Source organism: Cobetia sp. Dlab-2-AX (genome assembly GCF_024124625.1).
Classification (GTDB): Bacteria; Pseudomonadota; Gammaproteobacteria; order Pseudomonadales; family Halomonadaceae; genus Cobetia.
The window spans coordinates 124,551-150,358 of sequence record NZ_JAMXRV010000006.1 but is presented as its reverse complement, the minus strand read 5'-3'; the positions used below and the strand labels follow the sequence as shown (position 1 = coordinate 150,358).

21 protein-coding genes and 1 pseudogene are annotated in these 25,808 nt (G+C 60.1%); 19 read left to right on the top strand and 3 right to left on the bottom strand.

Annotated features, from left to right (window positions below):
• Positions 1-233: 233 nt before the first annotated feature.
• Positions 234-3,959 (bottom strand): methionine synthase, encoded by a 3,726-nt coding sequence (gene metH / locus NH396_RS11695; RefSeq protein WP_253063847.1) that lies wholly within the window; start codon positions 3,957-3,959, stop codon positions 234-236.
• Positions 3,960-4,351: 392 nt separating this feature from the next.
• Here metH and nfuA point away from each other — a divergent pair, with 392 nt between their 5' ends.
• From nfuA to NH396_RS11660, 7 genes and pseudogenes are all read left to right on the top strand, one after another.
• A complete protein-coding gene (gene nfuA / locus NH396_RS11690) occupies positions 4,352-4,942 on the top strand; it encodes a Fe-S biogenesis protein NfuA (protein ID WP_175088784.1) in 591 nt (196 codons plus the stop codon).
• 330 nt (positions 4,943-5,272) lie between these two features.
• Entirely contained in the window at positions 5,273-7,072 is a 1,800-nt protein-coding gene (locus tag NH396_RS11685) for a sensor domain-containing diguanylate cyclase (protein ID WP_253063845.1), read from the top strand.
• A 339-nt stretch (positions 7,073-7,411) separates the two neighbouring features.
• Positions 7,412-7,975 carry a diaminobutyrate acetyltransferase gene (gene ectA, locus NH396_RS11680; protein ID WP_233593255.1) on the top strand — a complete coding sequence of 188 codons (564 nt, stop codon included), beginning with the start codon at positions 7,412-7,414 and terminating at the stop codon, positions 7,973-7,975.
• A gap of 281 nt (positions 7,976-8,256) precedes the next feature.
• The gene (gene ectB / locus NH396_RS11675; RefSeq protein ID WP_253063843.1) at positions 8,257-9,522 is read left to right on the top strand and encodes a diaminobutyrate--2-oxoglutarate transaminase; all 1,266 of its coding nucleotides are present in this window, start codon (positions 8,257-8,259) and stop codon (positions 9,520-9,522) included.
• A 159-nt stretch (positions 9,523-9,681) separates the two neighbouring features.
• Positions 9,682-10,074: an ectoine synthase gene (locus tag NH396_RS11670; protein ID WP_176677115.1), complete on the top strand. Its 393-nt coding sequence runs from the start codon at positions 9,682-9,684 to the stop codon at positions 10,072-10,074.
• Between the two features lie 233 nt (positions 10,075-10,307).
• Positions 10,308-10,814 (top strand): annotated as a pseudogene (locus tag NH396_RS17180) (GAF domain-containing protein); the annotation flags it as partial.
• 102 nt (positions 10,815-10,916) lie between these two features.
• Positions 10,917-12,245 carry a GGDEF domain-containing phosphodiesterase gene (locus NH396_RS11660; protein ID WP_253063831.1) on the top strand — a complete coding sequence of 443 codons (1,329 nt, stop codon included), beginning with the start codon at positions 10,917-10,919 and terminating at the stop codon, positions 12,243-12,245.
• A gap of 92 nt (positions 12,246-12,337) precedes the next feature.
• Here the strand turns inward: NH396_RS11660 and NH396_RS11655 are convergent, their stop codons facing one another.
• The gene (locus NH396_RS11655; protein ID WP_253063829.1) at positions 12,338-12,955 is read right to left on the bottom strand and encodes a DUF3833 domain-containing protein; all 618 of its coding nucleotides are present in this window, start codon (positions 12,953-12,955) and stop codon (positions 12,338-12,340) included.
• A gap of 1,088 nt (positions 12,956-14,043) precedes the next feature.
• Here NH396_RS11655 and NH396_RS11650 point away from each other — a divergent pair.
• The 3 genes from NH396_RS11650 to NH396_RS11640 all read left to right on the top strand — a co-directional run bounded on the left by NH396_RS11650 (position 14,044) and on the right by NH396_RS11640 (position 17,557).
• On the top strand, positions 14,044-14,874 hold the full coding sequence (locus NH396_RS11650; RefSeq protein WP_253063819.1) for an ATP-dependent zinc protease: 831 nt from the start codon (positions 14,044-14,046) through the stop codon (positions 14,872-14,874).
• 102 nt (positions 14,875-14,976) lie between these two features.
• Positions 14,977-16,539 (top strand): inactive transglutaminase family protein, encoded by a 1,563-nt coding sequence (locus tag NH396_RS11645; protein ID WP_253063817.1) that lies wholly within the window; start codon positions 14,977-14,979, stop codon positions 16,537-16,539.
• 1 nt (position 16,540) lies between these two features.
• Positions 16,541-17,557, top strand: coding sequence for an alpha-L-glutamate ligase-like protein (locus NH396_RS11640; RefSeq protein WP_253065285.1), 1,017 nt, complete (start codon positions 16,541-16,543; stop codon positions 17,555-17,557).
• A gap of 81 nt (positions 17,558-17,638) precedes the next feature.
• Here NH396_RS11640 and NH396_RS11635 read toward each other — a convergent pair whose 3' ends face one another.
• Positions 17,639-18,352 (bottom strand): DUF1826 domain-containing protein, encoded by a 714-nt coding sequence (locus NH396_RS11635; protein WP_253063813.1) that lies wholly within the window; start codon positions 18,350-18,352, stop codon positions 17,639-17,641.
• Positions 18,353-18,636: 284 nt separating this feature from the next.
• Between NH396_RS11635 and NH396_RS11630 the strand changes: the two genes are divergently transcribed.
• From NH396_RS11630 to NH396_RS11590, 9 genes are all read left to right on the top strand, one after another.
• The gene (locus NH396_RS11630) at positions 18,637-19,104 is read left to right on the top strand and encodes a transcriptional repressor (protein WP_253063811.1); all 468 of its coding nucleotides are present in this window, start codon (positions 18,637-18,639) and stop codon (positions 19,102-19,104) included.
• A gap of 61 nt (positions 19,105-19,165) precedes the next feature.
• Entirely contained in the window at positions 19,166-20,503 is a 1,338-nt protein-coding gene (locus NH396_RS11625) for a dihydroorotase (RefSeq protein ID WP_253063809.1), read from the top strand.
• Between the two features lie 75 nt (positions 20,504-20,578).
• Positions 20,579-21,754: a zinc ABC transporter substrate-binding protein gene (locus NH396_RS11620; protein WP_253063807.1), complete on the top strand. Its 1,176-nt coding sequence runs from the start codon at positions 20,579-20,581 to the stop codon at positions 21,752-21,754.
• Between the two features lie 112 nt (positions 21,755-21,866).
• On the top strand, positions 21,867-22,697 hold the full coding sequence (locus NH396_RS11615) for a metal ABC transporter ATP-binding protein (protein ID WP_253063805.1): 831 nt from the start codon (positions 21,867-21,869) through the stop codon (positions 22,695-22,697).
• 78 nt (positions 22,698-22,775) lie between these two features.
• Complete coding sequence (locus NH396_RS11610; RefSeq protein ID WP_253063803.1) at positions 22,776-23,600, top strand: metal ABC transporter permease; 825 nt, start codon at positions 22,776-22,778, stop codon at positions 23,598-23,600.
• Between the two features lie 96 nt (positions 23,601-23,696).
• A complete protein-coding gene (hisI, locus tag NH396_RS11605) occupies positions 23,697-24,143 on the top strand; it encodes a phosphoribosyl-AMP cyclohydrolase (protein ID WP_253063801.1) in 447 nt (148 codons plus the stop codon).
• Positions 24,130-24,462: a membrane protein insertion efficiency factor YidD gene (gene yidD, locus NH396_RS11600; protein WP_253063799.1), complete on the top strand. Its 333-nt coding sequence runs from the start codon at positions 24,130-24,132 to the stop codon at positions 24,460-24,462. Before hisI ends, yidD begins: the two co-directional genes overlap by 14 nt.
• A 149-nt stretch (positions 24,463-24,611) precedes the next feature.
• Positions 24,612-25,013, top strand: a complete 402-nt coding sequence (locus NH396_RS11595; protein WP_176677103.1) for an MbcA/ParS/Xre antitoxin family protein — start codon at positions 24,612-24,614, stop codon at positions 25,011-25,013.
• Positions 25,010-25,744 carry an RES family NAD+ phosphorylase gene (locus NH396_RS11590; protein WP_253063797.1) on the top strand — a complete coding sequence of 245 codons (735 nt, stop codon included), beginning with the start codon at positions 25,010-25,012 and terminating at the stop codon, positions 25,742-25,744. Before NH396_RS11595 ends, NH396_RS11590 begins: the two co-directional genes overlap by 4 nt.
• The last annotated feature ends 64 nt before the right edge of the window (positions 25,745-25,808 follow it).

Genomic DNA, 25,808 nt, shown 5'->3' with positions numbered 1-25,808 from the left:
ACAAACAGGACAGTGATAGGCAGAGCAGAGACAAACAGAGCAGTGATAAACAAAGCAGTGACAACGGCAGCACGGGCGACTCACGACAGCAGACAAGGAAGAGCGCCATGATAGCGCGCTCGGCAAACTGAAGACATCGGCTCACAGATAACAACGCGCCCCATCTCCTGAGAGGTGAGGCGCGTGGAGCTGTCATTGGCTGCATCAACCGGCGGGGCGGCTGATGGAGGGGATCAATCGGCGTAGGGATCGTAGCTCAGCACCGGCGACAACCAGCGTTCCATTTCGGAAAACTCCATTGCCTTGCGGCTCGCCAGGGACTGCACCTGATCGCGGGTAATCTTGCCGGTGGAGAAGTATTTCGACTCCGGGTGTGCGAAGTACCAGCCAGAGACGGCGGCTGCCGGCCACATGGCAAAGCTCTCGGTCAGCTCCATGCCGGCATGCTGCCCTGGTTCGAGCATGCGGAACAGCGTGGCCTTCTCGGTGTGATCCGGACAGGCCGGATAGCCAGGGGCCGGACGAATGCCGCGATACTTCTCGGCGATCAACGCCTCGTTGTCGAGTACTTCCTCGCTGTCGTAGCCCCAGAATTCCTTGCGTACGCGCTCGTGCAGGCGCTCGGCGAAGGCTTCGGCGAGACGGTCCGCCAGCGCCTTGACCATGATGGCATTGTAATCATCGCCAGCCGCCTCGTACTCCCCGGCCAGTTCATCCGCGCCATGTCCGGTGGTCACGGCGAAGCCACCGATCCAGTCCGGCTTGCCGCTGTCACGCGGGGCGATGAAGTCGGCAAGACTGTGACAGACGCCATCACGGTTCTTGGTCATCTGCTGACGGATGTGATGCAGGCGCTCGACCACCTGGGTGCGTGACTCATCGGCGTAGACTTCCAGGGTGTCGTCGTCGACGCAGTTGGCCGGCCAGAAGCCGATCACACCCCGGGCCAACAGCACCTTGTCATCGATCAGTTTGCGCAGCATCACCCTGGCATCGGCAAACAGCGAACGCGCCGCTTCCCCGACCACCTCATCCTGCAGAATCTTCGGGTACTTGCCCGCCAGCTGCCAGCTCATGAAGAAGGGCGTCCAGTCGATGCGCTCGACCAGTTCATTCAGATCGTAGTCATCGAAGACCTTGAGGCCGGTGAAGCTGGGGGCCGGCGGGGTGTAATGCTCCCAGTCTGGCTGGAAACGACGCTTGCGCGCCTCGCGGTAGTCGAGGTCCGCGGCCTTGGGGCGGCGCTTGGCGTTTCGCTCGCGTACCACGGCGTACTCGGTGCGAATCTGATCGACATAGGCTGCCTTGAGTTCCGGCGACAGCAGCCGCGAGGCCACGCCCACCGCGCGCGAGGCGTCGGTGACATAGATGACCGGCTGCTCATACTGCGGTTCGATCTTGACGGCGGTGTGTGCCTTGGACGTGGTCGCACCACCGATCAGCAGCGGCAACTCGAAGCCATGGCGCTGCATCTCCCTGGCGACATTGACCATCTCGTCCAGCGACGGCGTGATCAGCCCGGATAGCCCGATGATGTCGGCCTTTTCGTCGATGGCGGTCTGCAGGATCTTCTCCGCCGGCACCATCACGCCCAGGTCGATCACCTCATAGTTGTTGCACTGAAGCACCACGCCGACGATGTTCTTGCCGATGTCGTGGACATCACCCTTGACGGTTGCCATGACGATCTTGCCCTTGGCCTGGGTCTCGCCGCTCTTCTCGGCCTCGATAAAGGGGATCAGGTGGGCGACCGCCTGCTTCATGACGCGCGCCGACTTCACCACCTGGGGCAGGAACATCTTGCCGGCGCCGAACAGGTCGCCGACCACATTCATGCCGTCCATCAACGGCCCTTCGATGACCTCGATGGGTCGGGCTGCCTGCAGGCGCGCCTCTTCGGTATCTTCCTCGATATGGACGGTGATGCCCTTGACCAGCGCGTGCTCGATGCGCTGGTTGACCGACCAGCTGCGCCATTCGAGGTCTTCCTTCTTCTCGCCGCTGCTGCCATCGCCCTTGTACTGGTCGGCGATATCGAGCAGGCGCTCGGTGCTGTCATCGCGACGGTTGAGCACTACATCCTCGACGGCGTCACGCAGCTCCCGGGGCAGGTCGTCATAGAGCGCCAGCTGGCCGGCGTTGACGATGCCCATGCTCAGGCCCGCCTGGATGGCGTGATAGAGGAACACCGAGTGAATCGCCTCGCGGACCGGGTTGTTGCCACGGAACGAGAAGGACACGTTGGAGACACCACCGGAAATCATCGCCTGGGGCAGGTTGTCATGAATCCAGCGCGTGGCTTCGATGAAATCGACCCCATAGTTGTCGTGCTCTTCGATGCCGGTGGCGATGGCGAAGATGTTGGGGTCGAAGATGATGTCCTCGGCCGGAAAGCCGATCTCATCGACCAGCATCCGGTAGGCGCGCTCGCAGATCTCGATCTTGCGCTGAAAGGTATCGGCCTGGCCGACATCATCAAAGGCCATGACCACCACGGCGGCACCATGACGACGGCAGATCCGCGCCTGCTGACGGAAGCTTTCTTCGCCTTCCTTGAGCGAGATGGAATTGACCACCGCCTTGCCCTGGATGCACTTGAGCCCCGCTTCGATGATGTCCCACTTCGAGGAATCGACCATGATCGGCACGCGCGAGATATCCGGCTCCGAGGCGATCAGATTGAGGAAGCGCACCATGGCCTCCTTCGATTCCAACATGCCTTCATCCATGTTGACGTCGATGACCTGGGCGCCGTTCTCGACCTGCTCGAGGGCCACTTCCAGCGCGGTGGTGTAGTCCTCTTCCTTGATCAGGCGTCGGAAGCGCGCGGAGCCGGTGACGTTGGTGCGCTCACCCACATTGACGAACAGCGAATCCGACTGGATGTTGAAGGGCTCGAGTCCTGACAGGCGACAGGCCGGGGCGATCTCCGGCACCTGACGCGGCGGATACTGGTCCACGACACGCTTGACTGCACGGATATGCTCCGGCGTGGAACCACAGCAGCCGCCGATGATATTGAGCAGACCATCTGCGGCGAAGGTGCCGATGATCTCGGCCATTTCGTTCGGTGTTTGATCGTACTCACCGAACTCGTTGGGCAGGCCGGCGTTAGGGTGCGCGGAGACGAAGGTATCGGCTTTTTCGGATAGCTCACGCAGGTAGGGGCGTAACTCCTCGGCGCCCAGCGCGCAGTTAAGGCCGATACTCAGCGGGCGCGCGTGACGCACCGAGTTCCAGAAGGCTTCGGTGGTCTGTCCGGACAGCGTACGTCCCGAGGCATCGGTGATGGTGCCGGAGATCATCACCGGCAGCCGCGGATGGCCTTCATCGAACAGTTCTTCGAGGGCGTAGATCGCCGCCTTGGCATTCAAGGTGTCGAAGATGGTCTCGATCAGAATCAGATCCGCGCCACCCTCGAAGAGCGCCAATGCGGCCTCGCGGTAGTTGTCGCGGAGGATATCGAAGGTGACGTTGCGCTTGGCGGGATCATTCACGTCCGGCGAGATGGAGCAGGTGCGGCTGGTCGGGCCAAGCACCCCGGCGACGAAGCGTGGGATGCCAGTCTCGGCGGCTACGGCGTCCGCCGTCTTGCGCGCCAGGCGTGCCGATTCGAGATTGATTTCGTGAACCAGCGCCTGCATGCCGTAATCGGACTGCGACAGCTGAGTGGCATTGAAGGTGTTGGTCTCGACGATGTCGGCGCCGGCCTCGAAGTAGGCGCGGTGGATCGCCTCGACGATGTCTGGCCGGGTCAGCGCCAGCAGATCGTTGTTGCCCTTGATGTCGCTGGGCCAGTCTGCGAAGCGCTCACCGCGGAAGTCTTCCTCCTCCAGCCCGTAACTCTGCAACATGGTACCCATGCCGCCATCGAGGATCAGGATGCGTTCCTGCAGCGCCTGGCTCAGCGCGTCGGGCAAGGACAGAGAATGAGGAACAGGGGATTGGGCTTGCGCCATGACGGACTCCAGCGTACGTGACCTGTCGCGTTGTTTCCCGAGCGGGCAACTTTCTTTACCAGGCCAGTACCTTGCCAAGCCAATGCTTTGCCAAGCCAGCATCTTGCCGAGAAAGTCACACGCCACAGGCGCGAACTCATTGCTATTGAGAGGCGCCGGCGAGGGATTCGCTCACGAAAACCCCGCCTGGCCAGTTGGGGCTATCGTATCAGACTACAGAATCGTCACGATGAGCATGATTCATGCGCAACATGAGTCAGTCAGGAGTGCCCAAAAGGGAGTGGTCGCGCGCAGGGCACCAAACCCGAGTGATTTGCTCAGGATTGCGAGTGCAGCAGGTTTTCCTTAACATGGAGCCATTAGTCACCTGACATCAAGAGAGTCTCTGCGCCATGAGTGAGAGCATCCAGATTACCGATAGCGCCCAGGAGTATCTTGCTGAGCTGCTCGAGAAGCAGAACGTCGAAGGTATTGGCGTGCGCATCTTCATCACCCAGCCGGGCACTCCATATGCCGAGACCTGTCTCGCCTATTGCCGTCCGGGCGAGGAAGAGCCGACGGATGAGATCCTGGATCTGCCGAAGCTGAAGGTCTATCTCGACACGCACAGCGTGCCTTTCCTAGAAGAAGCGACCGTCGACTTCAATGCCGATCGCATGGGCGGCCAGCTGACCATCAAGGCACCGAACGCCAAGATGCCCAAGGTCAACGCGGATAGCCCGCTGGAAGATCGCATCAACTATATCCTCTATAGCGAGATCAACCCGGGGCTTGCGGCTCATGGTGGCGAGATCAAGTTGGTGCAGCTGACCGAAGAGCAGGTCGCCGTACTGCAGTTCGGCGGCGGTTGCCAAGGCTGCTCCGCCGTCGATCTGACCCTGAAGGATGGTGTCGAGAAGACGTTGATGGAGCGTATCCCGGAATTGACCGGTGTCCGTGACGTTACCGATCATACCGACACGACCAACGCTTACTACAGCTGAGGCCGGATCTGGCTTCAGGAGTGTGATCAGGCCAACGCCAGAGGCGATTCAGGCACAGGTCAGAAGCGCAATCTCCCATCGATTTTCGGTGGGAGATTTTTTTATGGGTACGACGTCAAGCCCATCAGGGGGCTGGGGCAATCTGGCGCGAGCCTGGAACATCTAAGCCAGGGGGGCGTATGAAGGAAGGCGCAGTGAAGATGCTGAGTGAAGTATTAGGGTTATCTGGTATCGTGGCAGTATTTTTTTCATGCTGGCAGTGCCCATCGGCTGGCCCGCGTGACACGTTTTACGTCGAACGTTTCCTCCCATCGTCAAGAGATAGCCTTCATGAGTCTGGCCAACCTGCGCTTTCGCACCATCAACATCATTATCTGTGCACTTTCCGCCTTGGCGGGATTGGTGTTGCTGGTCGTGTTGGCATTTATTACCCGCAACGTGTCCGACCTGCAGTATGACTGGCAGGAATATCAGCAGGCGCGCTCTGACAAGCCGCGCTTGGAAGGTCAGCTGACCAAGGCCCTGGGCTATGGTGGCATGGTGCATGACTTCAAGAATCTCGTGCTACGTCAGGACCCCGCGCTGATCGGCGAGGTGCAGAATGAGATCGGTGCCGCTCGCAGCGCTCTGAGCCGTTACCAGAGCCTTGGACTGACCCAGGAGGAGGAAAATGCGGTGGCGGGGCTGCGTGCCACTATCAGCCGTTATGAGCTTATGGTGCCTAGAATACGCACGATGATCGAGCAGGGGCGATCGAGTGGCGATATCGACAAGTTGGTCAAGATCGATGATTTCCAGGCCGTCTCGGGGCTGAATACCCTGCGGCGCATTTCCATCGCGGAGCTGCGTGACAATGACAATCCGCTCGAGAACGGCATGGGCAAGGCTCGCCTGGTGGCCAACCTGCGCCGTGATCTCGGCTATGGTGAGATGATCCACCACTTCAAGAATTACGTGCTGCGCAGTGACGCCATCTACGGTCAGCAGGCGGCGCAGGACATCGAATCGCTGCGCGCCACCCTGGCGGCTTATCGTGCGCTGGGCATGAATACGGCCGAGCAGCGTGCTATCCGTGATATTGCCGATGTCATCCAGTCCTACAGTGATCGTTTGAACAAGGTCAGCCAGTTACATGATCAGCAGACTGAGCTCTCGCCGCATGAGATCGATCAGCAAGTCAAGGTCAACGATGCTCCAGCGCTTAACGCACTGGCGGTGCTGGATCATGAAACCCGCATGCGGATCGGGGCTACTTCTGCTGCGGTAGGCAAGACGCTCAATCTGTTGGCCACGGTGGCCCCATGGGTCAATGGCCTGGCGTTGGCGATGATCGTGGTGCTGATCGGCATCTCGATGTGGCTGTTCGGGCGTTATGTCCTGGTGCCGATACGTCGTCTAACCCAGACCATGAATACCTTGGCCAACGATGATGTGAGCGTGGTGATCGATAGTACTCAGCACACCAATGAAGTGGGCCAGATGGCGCGGGCGTTGCAGAAGTTCAAGTACAACATCATCGAGAGCAACAACTACAAGAAGCGCATCACCCAACTGGCGATGCATGATTCTCTGACGGGGCTGCCCAATCGACAGCATTTCTATGAGCGGGTCGAGCATTGGCTCGAAAGCGTCAGTGACGAAGGCGGGCAGCTGGCGTGTCTCATGCTGGACATCGACAAGTTCAAGCCCATCAATGATACCCATGGCCATGCTGCCGGGGATGTGGCGCTCAAGGTGATCGCGGAACGACTCAATCAGGTGGTGCGCAAGGGCGATTTTGTCGCGCGTCTGGGAGGCGATGAGTTCGTGGTGCTGGTCCACAATGCCGACATCCAGGCAAATCTGGGTCGCCATGGCGAACTCGCCCAGCTGGCCAAGCGCATCATCGACAGCCTAGGCAAGCCATTCCTGTATGAAGAGCACAAGCTGGAAGTGGGCTGCAGCATCGGGATTGCCATCGCACCTCAGCATGGAAGCGACCGTGAACAGCTATCACACAATGCGGACATGGCGCTCTACGCCGCCAAGAATGAAGGCCGCAATTGCGCGGTGCAGTTCAGCCGCCATGATGAGCTGGGCCAGATTGTCGCGATCGCGAGCAAGAAGCGTGATGTGCAGAAACAGCAGTGACGGAAGCCTAGGGTTCGAGCACTAATGCAGAAGCCGCCTCAGCGGCATTGGCAACGATAGCAAGGCTAGATGCCGCATGAGCAGGCAATCTAACGGCGCCCCTCGGGGCGCCGTTTTGCGTCTGGTGGGGACAAACCACCTGCGGGCGGTGGGCAAGGGCGAGTATTGCCCGGTACTGGTACTGGCCCAGGCCCAGGCCTGCACGCTCACCGATACGGGTTTTGGATAATCATGTGTTATCCATGCGCTTCACAAGAATAATTTATGGTTTGCGATACCCATAACAGTTTGTTATGGTTTATAGCGAATTCGCCAACTGCGAAATATTTTATGAAAACCATGACAATGACTTCCACGATTCAGGGCCTGGCCCACCACACCCACGATGCCGTGATCAACCGCGCCAGCGCGCCGTTGTTCATCCGTCAGCCGACTACCGATGATGGTTGGGGCATCTATGAGCTGGTCAAGGCCTGCCCGCCGCTGGACCTCAATTCAGGGTATTCGTACGTTTTGCTGGCCACGCAGTTCCGTGACAGCTGTGCCATCGCGACAGATGAGGAAGGTGAGGTCGTCGGCTTTGTTTCTGGTTACACCCGCAACGACGCCCCGCAGACCTTCTTCCTGTGGCAGATCGCCGTCGGTGAGAAGGCGCGTGGTACTGGCTTGGCACGTCGTTTGATTGAAGCCGTGATGAAGCGTCCCGAAATGGCGCACGTGCGTCATCTTGAGACCACCATCACGCCCGACAACGAGGCATCCTGGGCATTGTTCACTCGCCTCGCCGAGCGCTGGCAGGTGCCGCTGCACTCGCGTGAGTACTTCTCCTCAGACCAGCTGGGTGGTGAGCACCTTGCCGAAAACCTGGTGCGCATCGGCCCGTTCCTGCCGAGCGACATCTAAGTGCTCGACGCGCTCAAGGCTCTTGTGCAATCAAGGCCCATGCGCAGCAAGGGCGGGTAGCAAACCGCAAGAAGTCCTGGACGGGACGCCGTCATGATTCTTGTGTCGGTCGTCGAGAAGAATCACGTCCCGTTCGGCAGATGTTCACGACAGGAAGGTTGTGACATCTCCTGCTGACCCCATGTGTTAGCGAGGTGGGGGCAGTGTCATTCGTTGGATCGTCTTTACATTCTGGTATGGCCTTTTAGTACGCGGCCATCCATCACCAGGGAGGTGACAGCATGAATACGCAGATTCTCGAACAGATGGAATCCGAGGTACGCACTTATTCGCGTTCTTTCCCGACCGTTTTCACCAAGGCGCAGAATGCTCACCTGTTCACCGAGGACGGCAAGCGCTACATCGATTTCCTCGCCGGTGCCGGTGTGCTCAACTACGGGCATAACCATCCGGCACTCAAGAAGGCACTGGTCGATTACATCAGCAATGATGGCATCATCCACGGTCTGGATATGTGGACTTCCGCCAAGCGCGATTTCCTCGAAGCGCTGGAGGAAGTGATCCTCAAGCCGCGTGGTCTGGACTACAAGGTCCACTTCCCGGGGCCGACCGGCACCAACGCGGTCGAAGCCGCCATTCGTCTGGCGCGCAAGGTTTCCGGCCGCCACAACATCGTGTCGTTCACCAACGGCTTCCATGGTGTGACCATGGGGGCACTGGCCACCACCGGTAACGCCAAGTTCCGTGATGCGGCGGGGCTGCCGGCGCAGGGTGCGCAATTCGTGCCCTACGATGGCTACATGGGTGAGGGCATCGACACCGTTGCCTACCTCGACAAGCTGCTCAAGGATTCCTCCAGCGGTCTGGATCGCCCGGCAGCAGTGTTGGTCGAGACCGTACAGGGTGAAGGTGGGATCAACCCGGCCTCCATCGAATGGCTCCAGCGTCTGGATGCCTTGTGCAAGGAGCACAAGATCCTGCTGATCGTCGATGATATCCAGGCGGGTTGTGGCCGTACCGGCAAGTTCTTCAGCTTCGAGCACGCCAACATCGTGCCGGACATCGTCTGCAACTCGAAGTCGCTGTCTGCCTCCGGTGTGCCGTTCGCGATGGTGATGATGCGTCCCGAGCTGGACCAGTGGAAGCCGAGCCAGTACAACGGCACCTTCCGTGGCCACGCCCTGGCCTTCGTGACCGGCGCCGCCGCGCTGCGCCACTTCTGGAGCGATGACAAGTTCGAGCGCGATATCCAGCGCAAGGGTCGTATCGTCGAAGATCGCTTCCAGAAGATTGCCGCCAAGGCCCGCGAGAACGGCTTTGAAGCGCACGAGAAGGGCCGTGGCCTGATGCGCGGTATCGATGTCCGTGACGGTGAGCTGGCCGATGCCATCACCTCACGCTGCTTCGATCAGGGCTTGATCATCGAGACCAGTGGTCACTCCGGTCAGGTCGTCAAGTGCCTGTGCCCGCTGACCATCCGTGACGAAGACCTGCTGGAAGCCCTCGATATCATCGAGGAAAGCGCTGCCGCAGTGCTGTCCAAGTAACGTTGTCTTCCCGCGGGGCGCCCGGTCATCGGCGTCCCGCGGGTCGTTGGCGAACCCTTGGTTTGCCATCCCCACCGATTGCCCATCCAGGTCACCCCTTCGTTTCGGTAATCGCCATCTGTCAGCTGTCGATGTCAGGCAGCCTAGTGAGGAAAACACATGATCGTTCGCAATCTCGAAGAAGCTCGCAACACTGATCGTCTGGTCAAGGCCGAGAATGGCAACTGGGATAGCACGCGCCTGCTGCTCGATGAAGATGGCGGCAAGTGTTCGTTCCACATCACCCGCATCTTTGAAGGCACCGAGACCCACATCCATTACAAGCATCACTATGAAGTGGTGTATTGCATGGAAGGTGAGGGTGAGGTCGAAACCTTGGCCGATGGCAAGATCTGGCCGATCAAGCCGGGCGACATCTATATCCTCAACGAGCATGATGATCACTTGCTGCGTGCTACCAAGACCATGCACCTGGCGTGTGTGTTCACCCCGGGCCTGACCGGCAAGGAAGTCCATCGTGAAGATGGCTCCTATGCACCCGCTGAAGCCTGAAACCCTGTCTCTTCGTGAGTGAGGTGCGAAGCGTCTGAGCTCAAAAGGACAAGCGTCAACCAGAAAGCCCCGTAGCCTTGCTACGGGGCTTTTGTGTCGTGATGGCGAGAAATCGCTGCGATATTGCCACACAGCAATGCATTCAGTGATTTACACGCTCAATTATCGTTTGTGAATCGCCAGTTGCCGATTCTGCCAGTCAACAGTGGAGGCGGGTATGCTCAAGTACGAACATGCGGTTATATCTCATAGAAGTACCAACGAGGCAGTATGCCATGGCAGATTCCGCTGCAAAGACGACCCTCGCGCCGGGTGGCCGGCCCGGCTTCAGGCCGGCGGCACCTCATCCGCGTGAAGAAGAGCGCCTCAATAGCCTGCATTCGCTGCATGTATTGGATAGTGACCATGAAAAACGCTATGACGATCTGACGCGACTGGTCGCTGATATCTTTGATGTGCCCATCTGCCTTGTGTCGTTGGTGGACGAAGACCGCCAGTGGTTCAAGGCCCATTGTGGGCTGGATGCACGGCAGACGGACAGGGATCTCGCTTTCTGTGCCCACGCGCTGCATGAAGAGCGCTTTCTGATCGTCAATGATGCGCGTCAGGATGAGCGCTTCTTTGATAACGCCCTGGTGACGGGGCCACCGCATGTCTGCTTCTACGCGGGTGCCGTGCTGCGTGACAGCAGCGGCCTGCCGCTGGGGACTCTGTGCCTGATCGACCACAAGCCCCGTCAACTGGATACGGCCCAGCTGAAGCGGCTGGAGCGTTGTGCCCTGTTGGTCGAGAATGAGCTGATCCAGCTCGATTCGCTGCTGGGAGAACGAGCACGCGCTACGTTGCAAGCCAATATCGACCCCATCACCGGCTACAGCCTGCGTGGGCGCTTTCTTCATAAAATGTCTGCTTGGCTGGAAGAATATGCAAGCCAAGGGCCGATACAAGTCATTCTGCTCAAGCTGACAAATGCTGAAAGACTGCGCAAGCAGCAGGGCGTCGACTTCTACGAAGGAGTTCTGCAGTCCCTGTCCAACCAGCTCAATGAAAATTTCGATGATGAGAGCCTGCTCAAGGGGCGCATTAGCGAAGATACCCTGATGATCCTGTTGCCGCGTGACCAGGCCTTGCATGGCATGCGCTGGCATCGCTTCGTGGAACAGCCTTGGTTATTGCATCTCTCCGCCAATACCCGACCTGATTTACTGATCGGAGCAGGCACCTTTGTAAGCGACAGCATGTCAGCGGCGGAACTAATCGGCGTGGTAGAAGAGGAGCTTGATTGTGCCAGTGAGTGGGCGCCAAAAGAGAAGGGCGTCCAGCTCGCGGATCTCACGGACAACCTCAATCTGCGCCTCGAGATGAATAACCGCTTTGCCCAGGCGCTGCGTGACAATGAGCTGTGCATCCATCTACAGCCCATCGTCACTGCGGGCAGCCAAGACCTCAGCGGTCAGGAAGTGCTGCTGCGCTGGCAAGACAAGAACCGCTGGATCACACCCCATCAGATGTTGCGCATCGCCAGACACGCGGGGCTGGATGAGGAGCTCGATATCTGGGTGCTGCGCAAAAGCTGCGGCTTGCTCAGCCAGTGGCTGGCGACCAGGAAGGGTAACGACATGTTGTTACCTCTGTCGCTGAATATCACGGCGTCGCGCCTGATCGAAAGCGAGTATATCGATACTCTGCGCCGTGTCCTGCGTCTTTACCGGCTCAAGGGAAATTGCCTGCGCCTTGATATCAGCGGTGTCGAGAGTCTTTCCGCGACGCCGGAGCCACTAGTATTGGCGATGAAATCGCTGGCCAATGACGGTATCAGTTTCTGTGTCGACCGTTTCGGCCCTGAGGATGACAGCCTGCGTCTAATAAGCATGCTGCCCATCACCAGCGTTAAACTGCATCCGCACTGGATCAGTCTGTTGCAGACCGATACGCGTCAGGGGCGCCTGTTGAAAGCCTGGACGGCGGCATTGCATGCCCTGGATATATCCGCCATCGCAGTTGGCATCGAACACTCACGCCAGCGTCAGGCAATGGTTGATTTGGGCTTTGATCAATTGCAGGGATACGCTTTTGGAGTGCCGATGGCGCCAGAAGACGATTACGGCAAGTGGTTGTCCAAGGTGGAGACATCGCTCGAACAGCATGCGGGTGGCTCCGGTGCCTCTTGAGAGTTGGGCTGTCAGGCGCTGGAATCGACAAAGGCTGGTGCTTTCAAGGACTGAAGCCATCAGGGGCCAACATAACTGCCGCGCAAGAGCTGTCATTTCGGCTCAGATGCTGGTGAGTCACAGGGGCAGCGCTGAAATGCCAAGGTGATATTAGCGGCTTCGAGGCCCAGTTTGCGCATCGAGGTCCGGTTCAGGATGCGACCATCCGGTTGCAGATACATCCAGTCATCCATGCTGAACTCCCAAGTACTGTCGTCGATCGGTACCTGGAGCACGTAGTTCATGCGCAAGGCATTACCGCGGGTCGTCGCTGTCGCTTCGCCCGTCACATCTGCCGCTCGACCGATCCATTGGCGATCACCCGCAGGGGTAAAGGTCCAGCGGCGGTGTTGCGTCTCGCCATCGGCATAGACGAAGTCTTCCTCCAGAATCAGCTGATTGCCTTGCATGCTGCCGATGACATCGACCACGAACCGCCGCGTCACCTCACCACGGTAATCCTGCACCATGCCCCAGCCACGTGTATGGCCCAGGAAGTAGTCATCGATGCGAAGTTCAGGGCCGCTGCCCGCGTAATCTTCTATCTGAGGTCCGCTACAGGCTGACAAGCCCGCTGCCATGATCAACACGGCTGCGCGGCCGCTGATGCAACGAATGCCGTTGTGCATGAATCCAGCGCTAGCTGACAGACAGGATGTGAAGAAGGGCATCGCTGACTCCGGTTCGCGCCCATCCGTGAGTCATCACGGTGCGCGGCAATGTTGGGTGACAAGATCTGCGGCGTGGATTACATGTGGCCGTAATTATTATACAACGATTGTGCGTGAGTTGTATCAAGGATAAGTTTATTCGCGCTCCTGAGCAACGGGCTGCTTGGCACTTGGATCGTGAAACAGGCCATCGCTGATGCAAGCCGACAGGTCCACCTCGCTGAGCCTGGCCCGACGAACTTGACCTGATGGGCCTTGCCAGATGAACCAAAGCAGCCGGCCATGCGGGTGCTTAGGTTCACTTATGGGTCCTGCAGGTGATTGTTCGTGTAATATATATTATGTTAAATACAACGTTTCGTGAGCATGCTAAAGCTGTGTGTGCATCAATGCTTGAGCGTCGATCTTCAGGCACCTGGCCTCCTCCGCGTGCATGACAGCTTCTGCATAGCTGCTTGTGAACCTCGTTCTGCTTGTCATTAAAGTCAGCCGATGGAGTCAGTCGACGTTCCCGCCTATCTTTTGCTGAGTGGCCTGCATTTGATCAGTTTGGCGACAGTCTGGCTCGCTTCGTCGGCGCACTCGCATCCGAGATCGTGTCGTTGCCATGCTGTGATCCCGCGCTGATGATGCAGTGGCATCCTGAACAATGCGCAAACAGTGAGGTCTGGCTGTGCAAGTTGCCGCGAAGGTTAGTCCTGTCTGCAGATTGAATTCCATCAAGGTTTTCGTCACCTGAAAACGACGCAAGCCAAGCTGGCGTTATATCTACAGCCGGCTGACAGCGGCTCTGACCCACGACTGGTGGGACCTTGTGTGGTCTGTCCTCGACTGGCGACAGAAAGTGATCGCTACGTTGGTGAATCGCAGGAAATGGCTCGGCGTCAGTTGCTGAAACGTGGACAGTCACCATTCGGGCTACGTATGATCGCCTCCAGTAACGCTTCGGTGCTAGAACGCCAAAGCTATACAAGGGAATACCCAGGCATCGTCGGATCAGTGTGCTGACTGACGATGGACAAGAATTATGTCTGCCGTTCACACAGGTTGTAGAGCGGCAGCAAGGCTGAACAGGAACCTTCTCCCCTATGCTGATCCGCAAGCTGCTATTGCCTGTTTCCTTGACCAGTGTCGTCGTCATGGCCGGCTGCGTCCCGGCACAACCGCAACCGCAGAAACCGGTATTGACGCCAGATGCCTTCTCGCAACGCATCGATGCCCTGCAGGAACAGCTGGCAGGCCAATGCAACGTCCAACAGCAGCAACTTGCCGACCAGCAGGCGCTGAGCCGCTCTCTGCGTCGTGACGTGCGAGAAGTCGGCAGTCAGCTGCGCCAGATCCATGCCGAGATGGAACAGCCCGCACAGCCGCAGGCCGTGGAAGCCTGCAAGGCCGTGACCGACAACCCCATCCTCGACAAGACCCTGCTTGGGCGCGTCGAGTGGGTCGGCTTCCCGAGCATCAGCAGCTACTTCAAGGCACGCGTCGACACCGGCGCCAATACCTCGTCGCTGTCGGCGCGTGATATCACCGAATTCGAGCGCGACGGCGCCAAGTGGGTCAAGTTCAAGCTCGCACTGCGGGATGACGGCAAGTATTTCGTGTCGGGCGATCGTGACAAGTGGGTCGAAGCCCAGGTCAGCCGCACGGTGACCATCATCCAGGCCTCCGGCCGCGAAGAGCGTCCCGTCGTCAGCCTGTTGATGACACTGGGTGACATCAAGCAGAAGGTCGAGTTTACCCTCAATGATCGTCGTGAGCTCACCTATCCGGTATTGCTGGGCCGTCGCTTCATGATGGACATCGCTGCGGTGGACGTCAGCCGTACCTTCATCAATGCACGTCCGGAGTATCCGGGCAGTGCACCCAGTAACGAAGCGGCCAAGGACGAGGACCCGAACGAAGGCAACCGGGACTGAGTGGCAAGCGCCCTCCTGTCTCCTTTGCCCGGCTTCGCTGCCTGACATGGCTCGGTGCGCCACCGAGCCATCATGACTGCTCCAGACATTTCAAGGACTCCCATGTCGCGTTTTGCTTTCTATCTTCTGGTCGGCCTGTTGATGCTGATCGGTGTGGGCCTGACCGCCTATCGCCATATTTCGTTTGATGTGCCCTGGGTACCCGGTGCACAGCAAAAAGTGTGGGATATCGAAGCCCAGGTGGCCTTCACGGCCACTGGCGGTCCGGTCAAGGCGTCGCTGGCGCTGCCGGAAAACCAGAAAGGCTACAGCGTTCTCACCGAGAACACGGCGTCCTCGGGCTTCGGGCTGTCCTATCTGGATGACCTGCCGGGCCGTCGTGCGGAATGGTCGATCCGTGAAGCGGCAGGCTCGCAGCTGCTGTATTACACCGTGACCATGCTGGAGTCCGACAACGCGACCCCTGCGGCCATCAAGCGCCTGCCGGCCCCTCAGGAAGTCTCCTGGGAGCGTCCCTACGATACTGCCGCGGCCCAGGTCATCGATCAGGCCCGTGAGCGCAGTGCCGATTCCTTCACCTTCGCCCGCGAGTTGATCAAACAGTTCGACAATCAGCGTCAGGGCGAGAATGCGCGCCTGCTGCTGACCCAGTTCGAGCGTCCCGAGCTCATGCTGCGCCTGCTCAATGAGGCCGGTGTCAGTGCGCGTCTGGTCAGCGGCCTGAGCCTGGAAGACGGTCGTCGTCGCCAGACGGTCTCGTCCTGGCTGCAGGTCTTCGCCGAAACGCCGCAAGGCAACGAGGCGGTGGAGATCGATGGCGCCGCTGCTGGGGACATCAACACCGACTGGGTGCTGATCAACCCGGAAACTGGCAAGCAAGGTGAGCCGGACAACCTGCTGCTGTGGGAAGGTCGTGGCGCGCCGATGCTGGAAGTTGAAGGTGGCGTGAATTCCCGCGTCAGCTTCTCGATGATCCGTCACAACGAGCCGGCGGCCGTCGCGGTGCGTAACAAGCTGGCCAATGACGAGCTGCTCAACTTCTCGATCCACTCCTTGCCTCTGGAAGAGCAGGCGCTGTTCAAGACCATCCTGCTGATCCCGATCGGCGCGCTGGTCGTGGTGCTGCTGCGTGTACTGGTCGGCCTCAAGACCTCCGGTACCTTCATGCCGGTATTGATTGCCCTCGCCTTCATCCAGACAAGCCTGGTGACCGGCTTGATCGGCTTCCTGCTGATCGTCTCGACGGGCCTGGTGATCCGCAGTTACCTGTCGCGGCTCAATCTGCTGTTGGTGGCGAGGGTCTCGGTGGTGATCATCACGGTGATCGCGATCATCTCCATCTTCTCGGTACTCGCCTATCGCTTCGGCCTGAACGCCGGCCTGACCATCACCTTCTTCCCGATGATCATCCTGTCGTGGACCGTCGAGCGCATGTCGATCCTGTGGGAAGAGGAAGGTCCCAAGGAAGTGCTCAAGCAAGGTGGGGGCAGCCTTCTGACCGCCGTGCTGGCCTATCTGGCGATGAACAATCCGTGGGTGCGTCACCTGACCTTCAACTTCCTCGGTCTGCAACTGGTGCTGATGGCCTTCATCCTGCTGCTCGGCAACTACACCGGCTATCGTCTGCTGGAATTGCGCCGCTTCAAGCCGCTGACGGAGGATTGAAATGCTCTCGTCATGGTTGAATCGCTTGTCTCGCAACTGGACCACGCCGGGCGCCTTGCGCGCCCGGGGGGTTGTCGGCATGAATCGCCGCAACATCGGGTACATCTCGAAGTACAACGACCGTCGTCTCTATCCACTGGTCGATGACAAGCTGCAGACCAAGCTGTTGTGCCAGAAGTACGGCCTGGCCTCGCCGGAGATGATCGGCAAGGTCGCCAGCCAGTTCGAGGTCGAGCGTGTCGTCGACATGGTGCGCGATCACGCCGGTTTCGTGATCAAGCCGGCCAAGGGCTCAGGCGGCAAGGGGATCCTCGTCATCGAGCACCATGATGGCGAAGAGTATGTGAAGCCCAGCGGCGCGCGCATCACGCGTGCCGACATGGAACGTCACGTCTCCAATATCCTGTCAGGGCTCTATTCGCTGGGCGGCTCACCGGATGTGGCGCTGGTCGAAGGCTTGATCTCCTTCGATCAGGCCTTCGCCGAGTTCACCTATGAGGGTGTGCCGGACATTCGTGTCATTGTCTTCAAGGGCTATCCCGTGATGGCGATGATGCGCTTGTCGACGGCGGCCTCGGATGGCAAGGCCAACCTTCACCAGGGCGCGGTCGGTGTCGGGCTGGATATCGGCAGTGGCTGGGCGGTGCGCGGCGTGCAGTACGATCGCCCGCAGTTCGCGCACCCCGATACCGGGCACGATATCTTCTCGCTCAAGGTGCCGCAGTGGGACACCCTGCTCGAGCTGGCTGCCGGCTGTTACGAGATGACCGGACTTGGGTATCTGGGCACCGACATGGTGCTGGATCGTCGTCATGGCCCGATGCTGCTGGAGCTCAACGCCCGTCCGGGGCTGGCCATCCAGATGGCCAATGGCGAGGGCCTGCGCAAGCGACTCGAGCTGATCGAGCGTCAGCCCGACGGTGTGCCGGTCGCCGAGCGTGTCGCCTTTGCGCGCAAGCACTTTTCGCGCAGCAAGGAAGATGTCGCCACTGTCGGCATGGCGCCGATCGCGGACTGATCCGTTGACGTGCCATCGGTAAAGACAAGAACACCCCGCCTTGGCGGGGTGTTCTTGTTTGATGATTCACTTGGCCTCAGCTCAGCCGGGGTCCATGCTCAACATCAGGCGACTGCCATTGGGCACCACCGGTGAGCGATGGATCAGCCCTCGCCCTTCGTTGCCCGGCCAGCACTCGCCCTTGAGCAACGCCAGGCTGCCCGGGCGCAGCTCATGTATCTCGCCAGGGGCCAGGCAGATGTCCTGATGGCCGGGTTGGCCGTGGCCCAGAGCCAGTCTGTCGGCGGCATGTTCCGGCAGCCACTGGGTGCCCGGGCCGTCGTAGGTCGTCACCAATCTGACCGGGATGCGATCGACATGAAAGCGCGGGCACATGGCGCTCTGGGTCATCTCCAGTCGCATGCCGATATCCTTGACCTCGAAGAGTTCGCCCATGGCCTCACCCAGCACACGGATATCATCTATCAGCGCAGCCCCGGCATCCGGTGCGGGAAGGTAGCGCTCCAGCGCCTCACGCATATCACTGATCGGTCCACGCCAGCGCATGCGCAGCGGGTAGGCACCCGAGGACTGAGCCTTGACCGCCATCTTCAATGCCGCATCGATGCGGCGTTGCATCACGGCCAGACTGATATCGGGATCGAAGATGGCTCCCAGGTCATGTGCCTCGTGCCCGATATGCCAATGGGTTGCGGGCCTTGGCGCCGACGCGAGAGTCGAAGGTGACGAGCTGGCCGCCGGGGGTGGCACGGGCCGTGTGTGAAGGGTTGGGTGCAGCGCCTCGAACTGGGCCATGTAATTCTCCTGTCAGGGATGGTCGGTGGTCTATCATCGCGACCAGAAAGCCATTATTGTTATGTTATATCATATTGTTCTGTTGTCCACGACTTCATGTCGGCTCCCGCACCGTGCGTTGCCTTTGAGTGACTCACGCAGCCCCGATGCCTTTGCCGGTGGCCCGTCATGGTCCAATTGCCCTAGAATAAGCATCTGGTCATTCAGGCTGCGCGCTGACGCCCTTATTCTCTTCGCGCTTGACGCCTTTTGACATCCGGGATTCACGACACTCAGGATTCTTCATGCCAGAGCCACTTTCGCTGATCGACCAGGCCGAACGTCAATGTCTGGCGCGCGGTGTGCGATTTACGCCGATTCGGCGACGTGTACTGGAAATGATCGCGACCAGTCATGGCGCACTCAAGGCGTATGACCTGCTGGATCAGCTCGCCAAGGAACATGGCGCTGCCCGCCCTCCCACGATCTATCGTGCACTGGAGTTCCTGCTCGAACAGGGCCTTGTCCATCGCATCGAATCACTCAATGCCTACCTTGCCTGCCACTGCCCGGAACATCAGCACGGCTTTCAGCTGTTGATCTGCCGCGGCTGTGGTCGTGTCGAGGAAATGCATGATGACGATCTCGGCACCCGGCTTGTCGCCAGCGCCGATCGCCATGGCTTCTCGATCGAACGCCAGACCATCGAACTCGAGGGGCGTTGCAAGGAGTGCACCTCTCCAGCAGCTTCCTTGGCAGAAAACGCCCAGTGAACGGCGCTTGCGAGCGCTTTTGGTACGATATAACATTTGCCCCCCCCACGGAGGACGTCATATGCTGGACATCCGCATCACGCAGGCGCAGGTCGTCAATGAAGGCACCATTTCCACTCAGGATGTGGGCATCAAGGACGGGCGTATTCACGCCATCGCCAGCGACCTGTCTCATCTCGATGCACGTGAAGTGATTGATGCCGCTGGCCGACATCTGCTGCCGGGCATGATCGATGATCAGGTACACTTCCGTGAGCCGGGTCTGACCGCCAAGGGCAACATCGCCACCGAGTCAGCCGCTGCCGTGGCCGGGGGGATCACGACCTTCTTCGACATGCCCAACGTCAAGCCGGCGACCCTGGACAGCGATGCACTGGAGGCCAAGTTCGCCGTGGCGGCCGGCCGTGCCCATGCCAACCATGCCTTCTATCTGGGTGCCAGTAACGACAACCTGGAAGCGATCAAGACGCTGGACCCGAACCAGACCTGCGGCATCAAGATCTTCATGGGCGCCTCTACCGGCAACATGCTGGTCGATGACCCTGAGATTCTCGAAGGCATCTTCAAACATGCACCGACGCCCATCGTCACGCATTGCGAAGACACGCCGATGATTCTCGAGAACGAAGCGCGCTGGCGTGAGCGTTTCGGGGAAGATGTGCCCTTCTCCGAACACGGTCTGATCCGCTCGCGCGAAGCCTGTATCAAGAGCTCCCGTCTGGCGATCGATCTGGCGACCCGCAACGGTACCCAGCTGCATGTCCTGCACCTGACCACCGCCGAGGAAATGGCGCTGTTCAAAGCCGGGCCGATGAAGGGCAAGCAGATCACCGCCGAAGTCTGCGCGCACCACCTGTGGTTCAGCGACGCCGATTACGACACCCGTGGCAGCCTGATCAAGTGCAACCCGGCAGTGAAGACCGCTGAAGACCGCGCCGCCCTGCGCGCTGCCGTGATGGATGGCCGTATCGATATCATCGCCACCGATCACGCACCGCATACCTGGGAAGAGAAGCAGAACCCGTACTTCAAGGCGCCTTCCGGCCTGCCGCTGGTGCAGCATGCCCTGCTGTCACTACTCGACCAGGTTCAGGACGGCATCTACGACCTGGCGACCCTGGTGCAAAAGACCAGTCACAACGTGGCGGATCGCTTCTCCATCGTCGATCGCGGCTATATCCGTGAAGGGGCCTTCGCTGACCTCGTGCTGGTCGACCTCAATGGCGAGACCAGCGTCACGCGTGACAATGTGCTCTACAAGTGTGGCTGGAGCCCCTTCGATGGCGTGACCTTCAAGGCACGTATCGATGCGACCTTCGTCAATGGCGTGAAAGCCTACGACGGCAAGACCGTCAATCCGTTGGCCAACGGCCAGCGTCTCTCGTTCAACCGCGGCTGATAGCGGTCCTGGCGTGCCGGTTCTCGGCACGCCCTGCCCGCATCAGGCCGTGATCACTAGCAAGGAAGTGGTGTCATGAGTATGCATGTGGGCTCTCCCCTGGCGTCTCGCCAAGTGTTGTGTGAAAAGCTGCTGTCCCGAATCCAGCGCACGCTGGGTCCGCGGGCCGCGCGTGCCCTGCCGCTGAGTGTGCTGGGCGCGCTTGCCGCGCTTTCCACACCTGCCGCTCACGCCCAGGACGGTGCTCCTCTACATTTAGCTGTCAGCGTACCCCCCATCGAGTGGATGGTCGATCAGTTGGCCGGTGAGCATGTCGAGATCACCACGCTGGTCAAGCCGGGCGACAACCCGCACGCCTACGACCCGACCCCGCGCCAGGTGGCCGAGCTGTCGACGGTTCCCCTCTATCTCGCCATTGGCGTACCCTTCGAGCAAGTCTGGTTGCCGCGTCTCGAGAAGAACAATGCCGACATGCAAGTGGTGCATCTTGAGGAGGGCCTCAATACACGCCACTTCGGCAGTGGCGAAGCGCATCATCATGATCATGGCGCGGATCACGACGAGCATGAGCATGAAGCCCACGCGGATCACGACGAGCATGAGCATGAAGCCCACGCGGATCATGACGAGCATGAGCATGAAGCCCGCGCGGATCACGACGAGCATGAGCATGAAGCCCACGCGGGTCACGACGAGCATGAGCATGAAGTCCACGCGGATCATGACGAGCACGAGCATGGCGATCTCGGCGAAGCCGATCCCCACCTCTGGCTGGACCCTCAGCGCATGCAAACCGTCGTCGAGCGTTCCGCCGAGGTGCTCGAGGCACGCCTGCCGCAGCATGCCAGCGAGATAGATGCCAATGAGCAGCGTTTGCTCAAGTCCTTGAGCGAGCTGGATGAGCAGATCGCGCAGATGCTGGCTCCCTACAAGGGCCGCAATTTCTTGATCTTCCATCCCAGTTTCGGTTATTTCGCGGACCGCTACTCGCTCGAGCAGCATGCCATTGAAGTCAGTGGCCGTGAGCCCACGCCGCGCGAGATGGCCACGCTGATCACGCGTGCCAAGGATGAGAATATCGGTACCATCTTTGTCTCGGGGCAGTTCTCCCAGACGGCGGCCAAGCGGATCGCCAGCTCCCTGGAGGCCGAAGTGGCCGTACTGGACCCGCTGGCAGAGGACTATCTCGACAACCTGAAGCACGCCACCGCAGCACTCAAGGCGGGTTTTGAGTTGACTGATCGCCAGTAATTTCCGGCGAGGTATTGCGCATATCGTCTGATCTTGCACAATACCGCGCCCCATCGAAAAGGCAGACGGGCGCTCATGCGCCCGTCTGCGTTGCAACGAGGTAGCTTACGCCATGGTCAGCCCCACCTCCGTCGCGCGCCCGCGCACGGACAGCCATCCGGAGGCGACAGCCACCGGGCGCAGTGTCGGACCGGTCTTTCGCCCGGTACCGGCAGATGCACCGGATGCCATTGATATTCGCGGCGTAACCTTCCGGTATGGCGAGCAGATCATTCTCGATGATGTCGACTTTCAGGTCGGGGCTCGCGAGATCGTGGGGCTCATCGGGCCCAACGGTGGCGGCAAGAGTACACTGCTCAAGCTGATACTCGGTCTTCACAAGCCAGCAGCTGGCTGTGTTGGCGTGCTCGGGCGGACGCCTCAGGCTGCCGCGCGACATATCGGCTATGTGCCACAGTTTGCCAACTTCGTGAAACGCTTCCCTATTCGCGTGGAAGATGTCGTGCTGATGGGACGTCAGGGGCGTCGCCGTCAGTGGGGCCCCTGGCCACGTTCGGACCGTGAGGCGATCGGTGCCGTGCTGGAAGAAGTCGGTATCAGTCACCTGCGCCGTCGACATATCGATGCCCTCTCCGGCGGTCAGCTGCAGCGTGTGCTGATCGCCCGCGCCCTGGCGGCCGAGCCTCAGCTATTGCTGCTTGATGAGCCCACCGCGAGTGTCGACAGCGACGGCGAGCGCTCCTTGTTCGAGCTGTTCAATCGCTTGGCCAACCGCATGAGCGTGGTAGTGATCAGTCACGATCTCGGCTTCATCAGTGACTACGTCGATCGGGTCGCCTGCCTCAACCGCAAGATGATCGTCCATGACACCGAGGCACTCACCGCTGAATCGATCGAGCGGCTCTATGGCGAACACGTCCAGATGATCCATCACCATCACTGATGCCGCGGCCGGTGACTGTCCCTCTGACCTGTTTCACTTCCTTCACGTCGCCCGCTCTGCGCTCTAGGCTTACACTACATGAATTTCATTACCGCCCTGGGCAGCCAGGATTTTCTCCAGAATGCCCTCTTCGCCGGTCTGCTGGCCAGTCTTGCCGCGGGCCTGGTCGGCCCCTATGTCGTGGTGCGCCGCATCGGTTATCTGGCGGGGGGAATCGCCCATACCGTGCTCGCCGGCATGGGGATCGCCTACTTCATGGGCGCAAGTCCCTTGGTCGGCGCCTTCATCAGCGCCATTCTTGCCGCGCTGTTGATCGGCTACATCAGTCTCAAGGGCTTTGATCAGGAAGACACTGTCATCGGTGCGCTGTGGGCCATCGGCATGGCCACCGGCATCCTGTTCATCAGTCAGACCCCGGGTTACAAGGTCGATTTGATGAGCTACCTGTTCGGTAACTTGCTGCTGGTGCCCGCGGAGGCCATCGGTACCCTCGCCTGGATGGTGGGAGGCCTGGCGCTGGTGCTGTTGCTGGTGCATCGCCCGCTGACTGCGGTGATCTTCGATGAGGAGTTCGCACGTCTGCGCGGCGTCCCGGTCAAGACGCTCTACCTGTTGCTGCTGGTAATGGTGGCGATCACCGTCGTGCTGCTGTTGCAGGCGGTGGGGTTGATCATGGTGCTGGCCTTGCTGTCCTTGCCTGCCGCGCTTGCCGGCCATCATGCGCGCTCACTGGGCATGATGATCGTGATCGCGAGCCTGGCGGCCATGGCCTTCACCACCGGCGGGCTGGCGCTCTCCTGGCAGTTCGACCTGCCCGCCGGCGCGACCATCGTGCTGGTGGCCGGCATCGCCTACCTGCTGTCGCTCATCTGGCGCAGCGCCCGTGGCGGACTGCGTCGCTGATTCGCGGCTTGTGACACTGAATACTGCGTGAGCCCCTACCGGCGTGACATGACGCTTGAGGGGGCTTCGATATGGACTCTGCAAGGAAACACCCCGATGGCTCAGGATGGACTGCTCAAATCGCTGGAAAATGCCGACGTCGGCGAGAAGGTCGCGCTGGAAACGCTGATCGAGGCCTTGCCCTGGAATGGCGACGGTCTGATTCCCGCCATCGCACAACAGCATGACAGCGGCGAGATACTGATGATGGCGTGGATGAACGCCGAAGCTCTGCGCGAGACGCTCTCCACCGGTCGCGTGTGCTACTTCTCTCGCTCGCGCAGCAAGCTGTGGCGCAAGGGTGAGAGCTCGGGCCAGCAGCAGAAGCTGGTCAGTACACATCTGGACTGTGATGGCGACACCCTTCTGGTCAAGGTCGATCAGACAGGCCCTGCCTGCCATACCGGCCGCAAGAGCTGCTTCTACTGGCGCCTGGATGTGGAAGGTGCCGAGATTACCGATCCGCCGATCATTGATCCGAACACCCTGTATGGCAACGCCTGAACGTCGCCACTACCTCAGGCGCGGCATGTCGTCGGTAATGACGCGCCTGCTGACCGGCTTGCTGCGCGGCTATCAGCTGGTGCTCAGCCCACTGCTGGGGCCGCGCTGTCGCTTCTACCCCTCCTGCTCCAGTTATGGGCTGGAGGCCATCAAGGTGCACGGGCCTCTCAAGGGGTGCTGGCTCACCGCCAGGCGTCTGTCGCGCTGCCACCCGCTGGGCGGGCCGGGTGGCGTGGACCCGGTGCCACCGCGCAAGGGGCGCGCCTCGTCTGCCAGCTGCTGCGATGCGCATGATCAGGATGGCGCGCCCAGGCCTTGAGGGCATGCGCCTTGCGAGTGACCGGGTCGTGTGCCCTGCGAGCGGCGGAGTCTTGTGGATGTCTGTGCGCATGTGAAGTATTTCTGTGTTATCATTCACATGTGTATGGCGTCAGCTGTGACGCCATCGTCAGTCAGCAGGAGAATGTCATGTCCACCGCAGCCGCCCTCGATCGTGTGTCGCCGACCAGCCCTGGTGCGGGCCGCGTTGCCCTCAAGTCCTTCTTCAACATCATGGAGAAGTGGCAGTGCAGCGCGGCGGATCAGCGCGTGCTGTTAGGGGGCATCGGCACCACCACCTACCACAAGTACCGCAAGCTGCCGGAAGTACGCCTGCCCAACGACACCCTGGAGCGTATCTCCTACGTGATGGGGATCCACAAGGCCCTGCGCATCCTGTTCAGCAATACGCCCGAGATGGCCCATGAATGGGTACGTCGCCCCAATCGTGCGGCGCCCTTCAATGGCCAGAGTGCGCTGGACTACATGCTGGCCGGGCAAGTGGTCTCGCTGGCCGACACTCGCCGTTATCTCGACGGAGTGCGTGGATGAGCGAATGGACGAGCGAAGGCAAGCATGCCGATGACTCTGCCCTGCCCCCCTTGACGCTGCCGGACTGGCAGAACGCCTGGCGCGTGATCTCCAGCGCCTTCCCGCCCATTTCGGTATTCGAGGACATTCTCGAGCCTGATGAGCTGGAGATGGCGTTTGCCATCGAGGCGCTGACCAATGACCGCCTGCGTGAAGAAGCCGGCGAACTGAGCCGTGTCGCGCCGCAAGACCGCATCAGCGGGCCGGGTTCCACGCCGGTGATGGCGGCCTTCACTCACATCGGGCGTGCCTCGCGCTTCACCGATGGCAGTTTCGGGGTCTATTACTGCGCCAGTACGCTGGATACCGCGATCAGCGAGACCCGCTTCCACATGGCGCGCTTTCTGGCCGATACCGCGCAGCCCAGCCAGGAAATGACCATGCGCAGTTACGTCAATCGCGTGACACAGTCACTGCATGACATTCGCGAGGGCCATGACGCCCTCTGTCAGCCAGACATGGCCAGCTACCCTGCCGGCCAGGCCTTTGCCGCCAGGTTGCGAGAGGCTGGCAGCTTTGGCCTGCTCTATCCAAGCGTGCGCCACGCCCAGGTGGATGCAGGCGCCGAGTGCGCCGCCATTCTGCGTCCGCCGGCGGTCAGTATCCCCATTCAGGGGCCGCACCTGCGCTATGTCTGGGATGGGCAGCATCAGGCCATGACGCATGTGCTGGAAGTGCGCGAGCATCGCTGAGGGTGTGCAGACGCCCTGCTGAACAGGCTGAAATTAGCCTGAGAACGCCCTGAGAAATTCTTGA

Coding starts and splice junctions, on each gene's coding strand:
- metH (WP_253063847.1), bottom strand. CDS start 3,959: ATGGCGCAAGCCCAATCCCCTGTTCCTCATTCTCTGTCCTTGCCCGAC.
- nfuA (WP_175088784.1), top strand. CDS start 4,352: ATGAGTGAGAGCATCCAGATTACCGATAGCGCCCAGGAGTATCTTGCT.
- NH396_RS11685 (WP_253063845.1), top strand. CDS start 5,273: ATGAGTCTGGCCAACCTGCGCTTTCGCACCATCAACATCATTATCTGT.
- ectA (WP_233593255.1), top strand. CDS start 7,412: ATGACAATGACTTCCACGATTCAGGGCCTGGCCCACCACACCCACGAT.
- ectB (WP_253063843.1), top strand. CDS start 8,257: ATGAATACGCAGATTCTCGAACAGATGGAATCCGAGGTACGCACTTAT.
- NH396_RS11670 (WP_176677115.1), top strand. CDS start 9,682: ATGATCGTTCGCAATCTCGAAGAAGCTCGCAACACTGATCGTCTGGTC.
- NH396_RS11655 (WP_253063829.1), bottom strand. CDS start 12,955: ATGCCCTTCTTCACATCCTGTCTGTCAGCTAGCGCTGGATTCATGCAC.
- NH396_RS11650 (WP_253063819.1), top strand. CDS start 14,044: ATGCTGATCCGCAAGCTGCTATTGCCTGTTTCCTTGACCAGTGTCGTC.
- NH396_RS11645 (WP_253063817.1), top strand. CDS start 14,977: ATGTCGCGTTTTGCTTTCTATCTTCTGGTCGGCCTGTTGATGCTGATC.
- NH396_RS11640 (WP_253065285.1), top strand. CDS start 16,541: ATGCTCTCGTCATGGTTGAATCGCTTGTCTCGCAACTGGACCACGCCG.
- NH396_RS11635 (WP_253063813.1), bottom strand. CDS start 18,352: ATGGCCCAGTTCGAGGCGCTGCACCCAACCCTTCACACACGGCCCGTG.
- NH396_RS11630 (WP_253063811.1), top strand. CDS start 18,637: ATGCCAGAGCCACTTTCGCTGATCGACCAGGCCGAACGTCAATGTCTG.
- NH396_RS11625 (WP_253063809.1), top strand. CDS start 19,166: ATGCTGGACATCCGCATCACGCAGGCGCAGGTCGTCAATGAAGGCACC.
- NH396_RS11620 (WP_253063807.1), top strand. CDS start 20,579: ATGAGTATGCATGTGGGCTCTCCCCTGGCGTCTCGCCAAGTGTTGTGT.
- NH396_RS11615 (WP_253063805.1), top strand. CDS start 21,867: ATGGTCAGCCCCACCTCCGTCGCGCGCCCGCGCACGGACAGCCATCCG.
- NH396_RS11610 (WP_253063803.1), top strand. CDS start 22,776: ATGAATTTCATTACCGCCCTGGGCAGCCAGGATTTTCTCCAGAATGCC.
- hisI (WP_253063801.1), top strand. CDS start 23,697: ATGGCTCAGGATGGACTGCTCAAATCGCTGGAAAATGCCGACGTCGGC.
- yidD (WP_253063799.1), top strand. CDS start 24,130: ATGGCAACGCCTGAACGTCGCCACTACCTCAGGCGCGGCATGTCGTCG.
- NH396_RS11595 (WP_176677103.1), top strand. CDS start 24,612: ATGTCCACCGCAGCCGCCCTCGATCGTGTGTCGCCGACCAGCCCTGGT.
- NH396_RS11590 (WP_253063797.1), top strand. CDS start 25,010: ATGAGCGAATGGACGAGCGAAGGCAAGCATGCCGATGACTCTGCCCTG.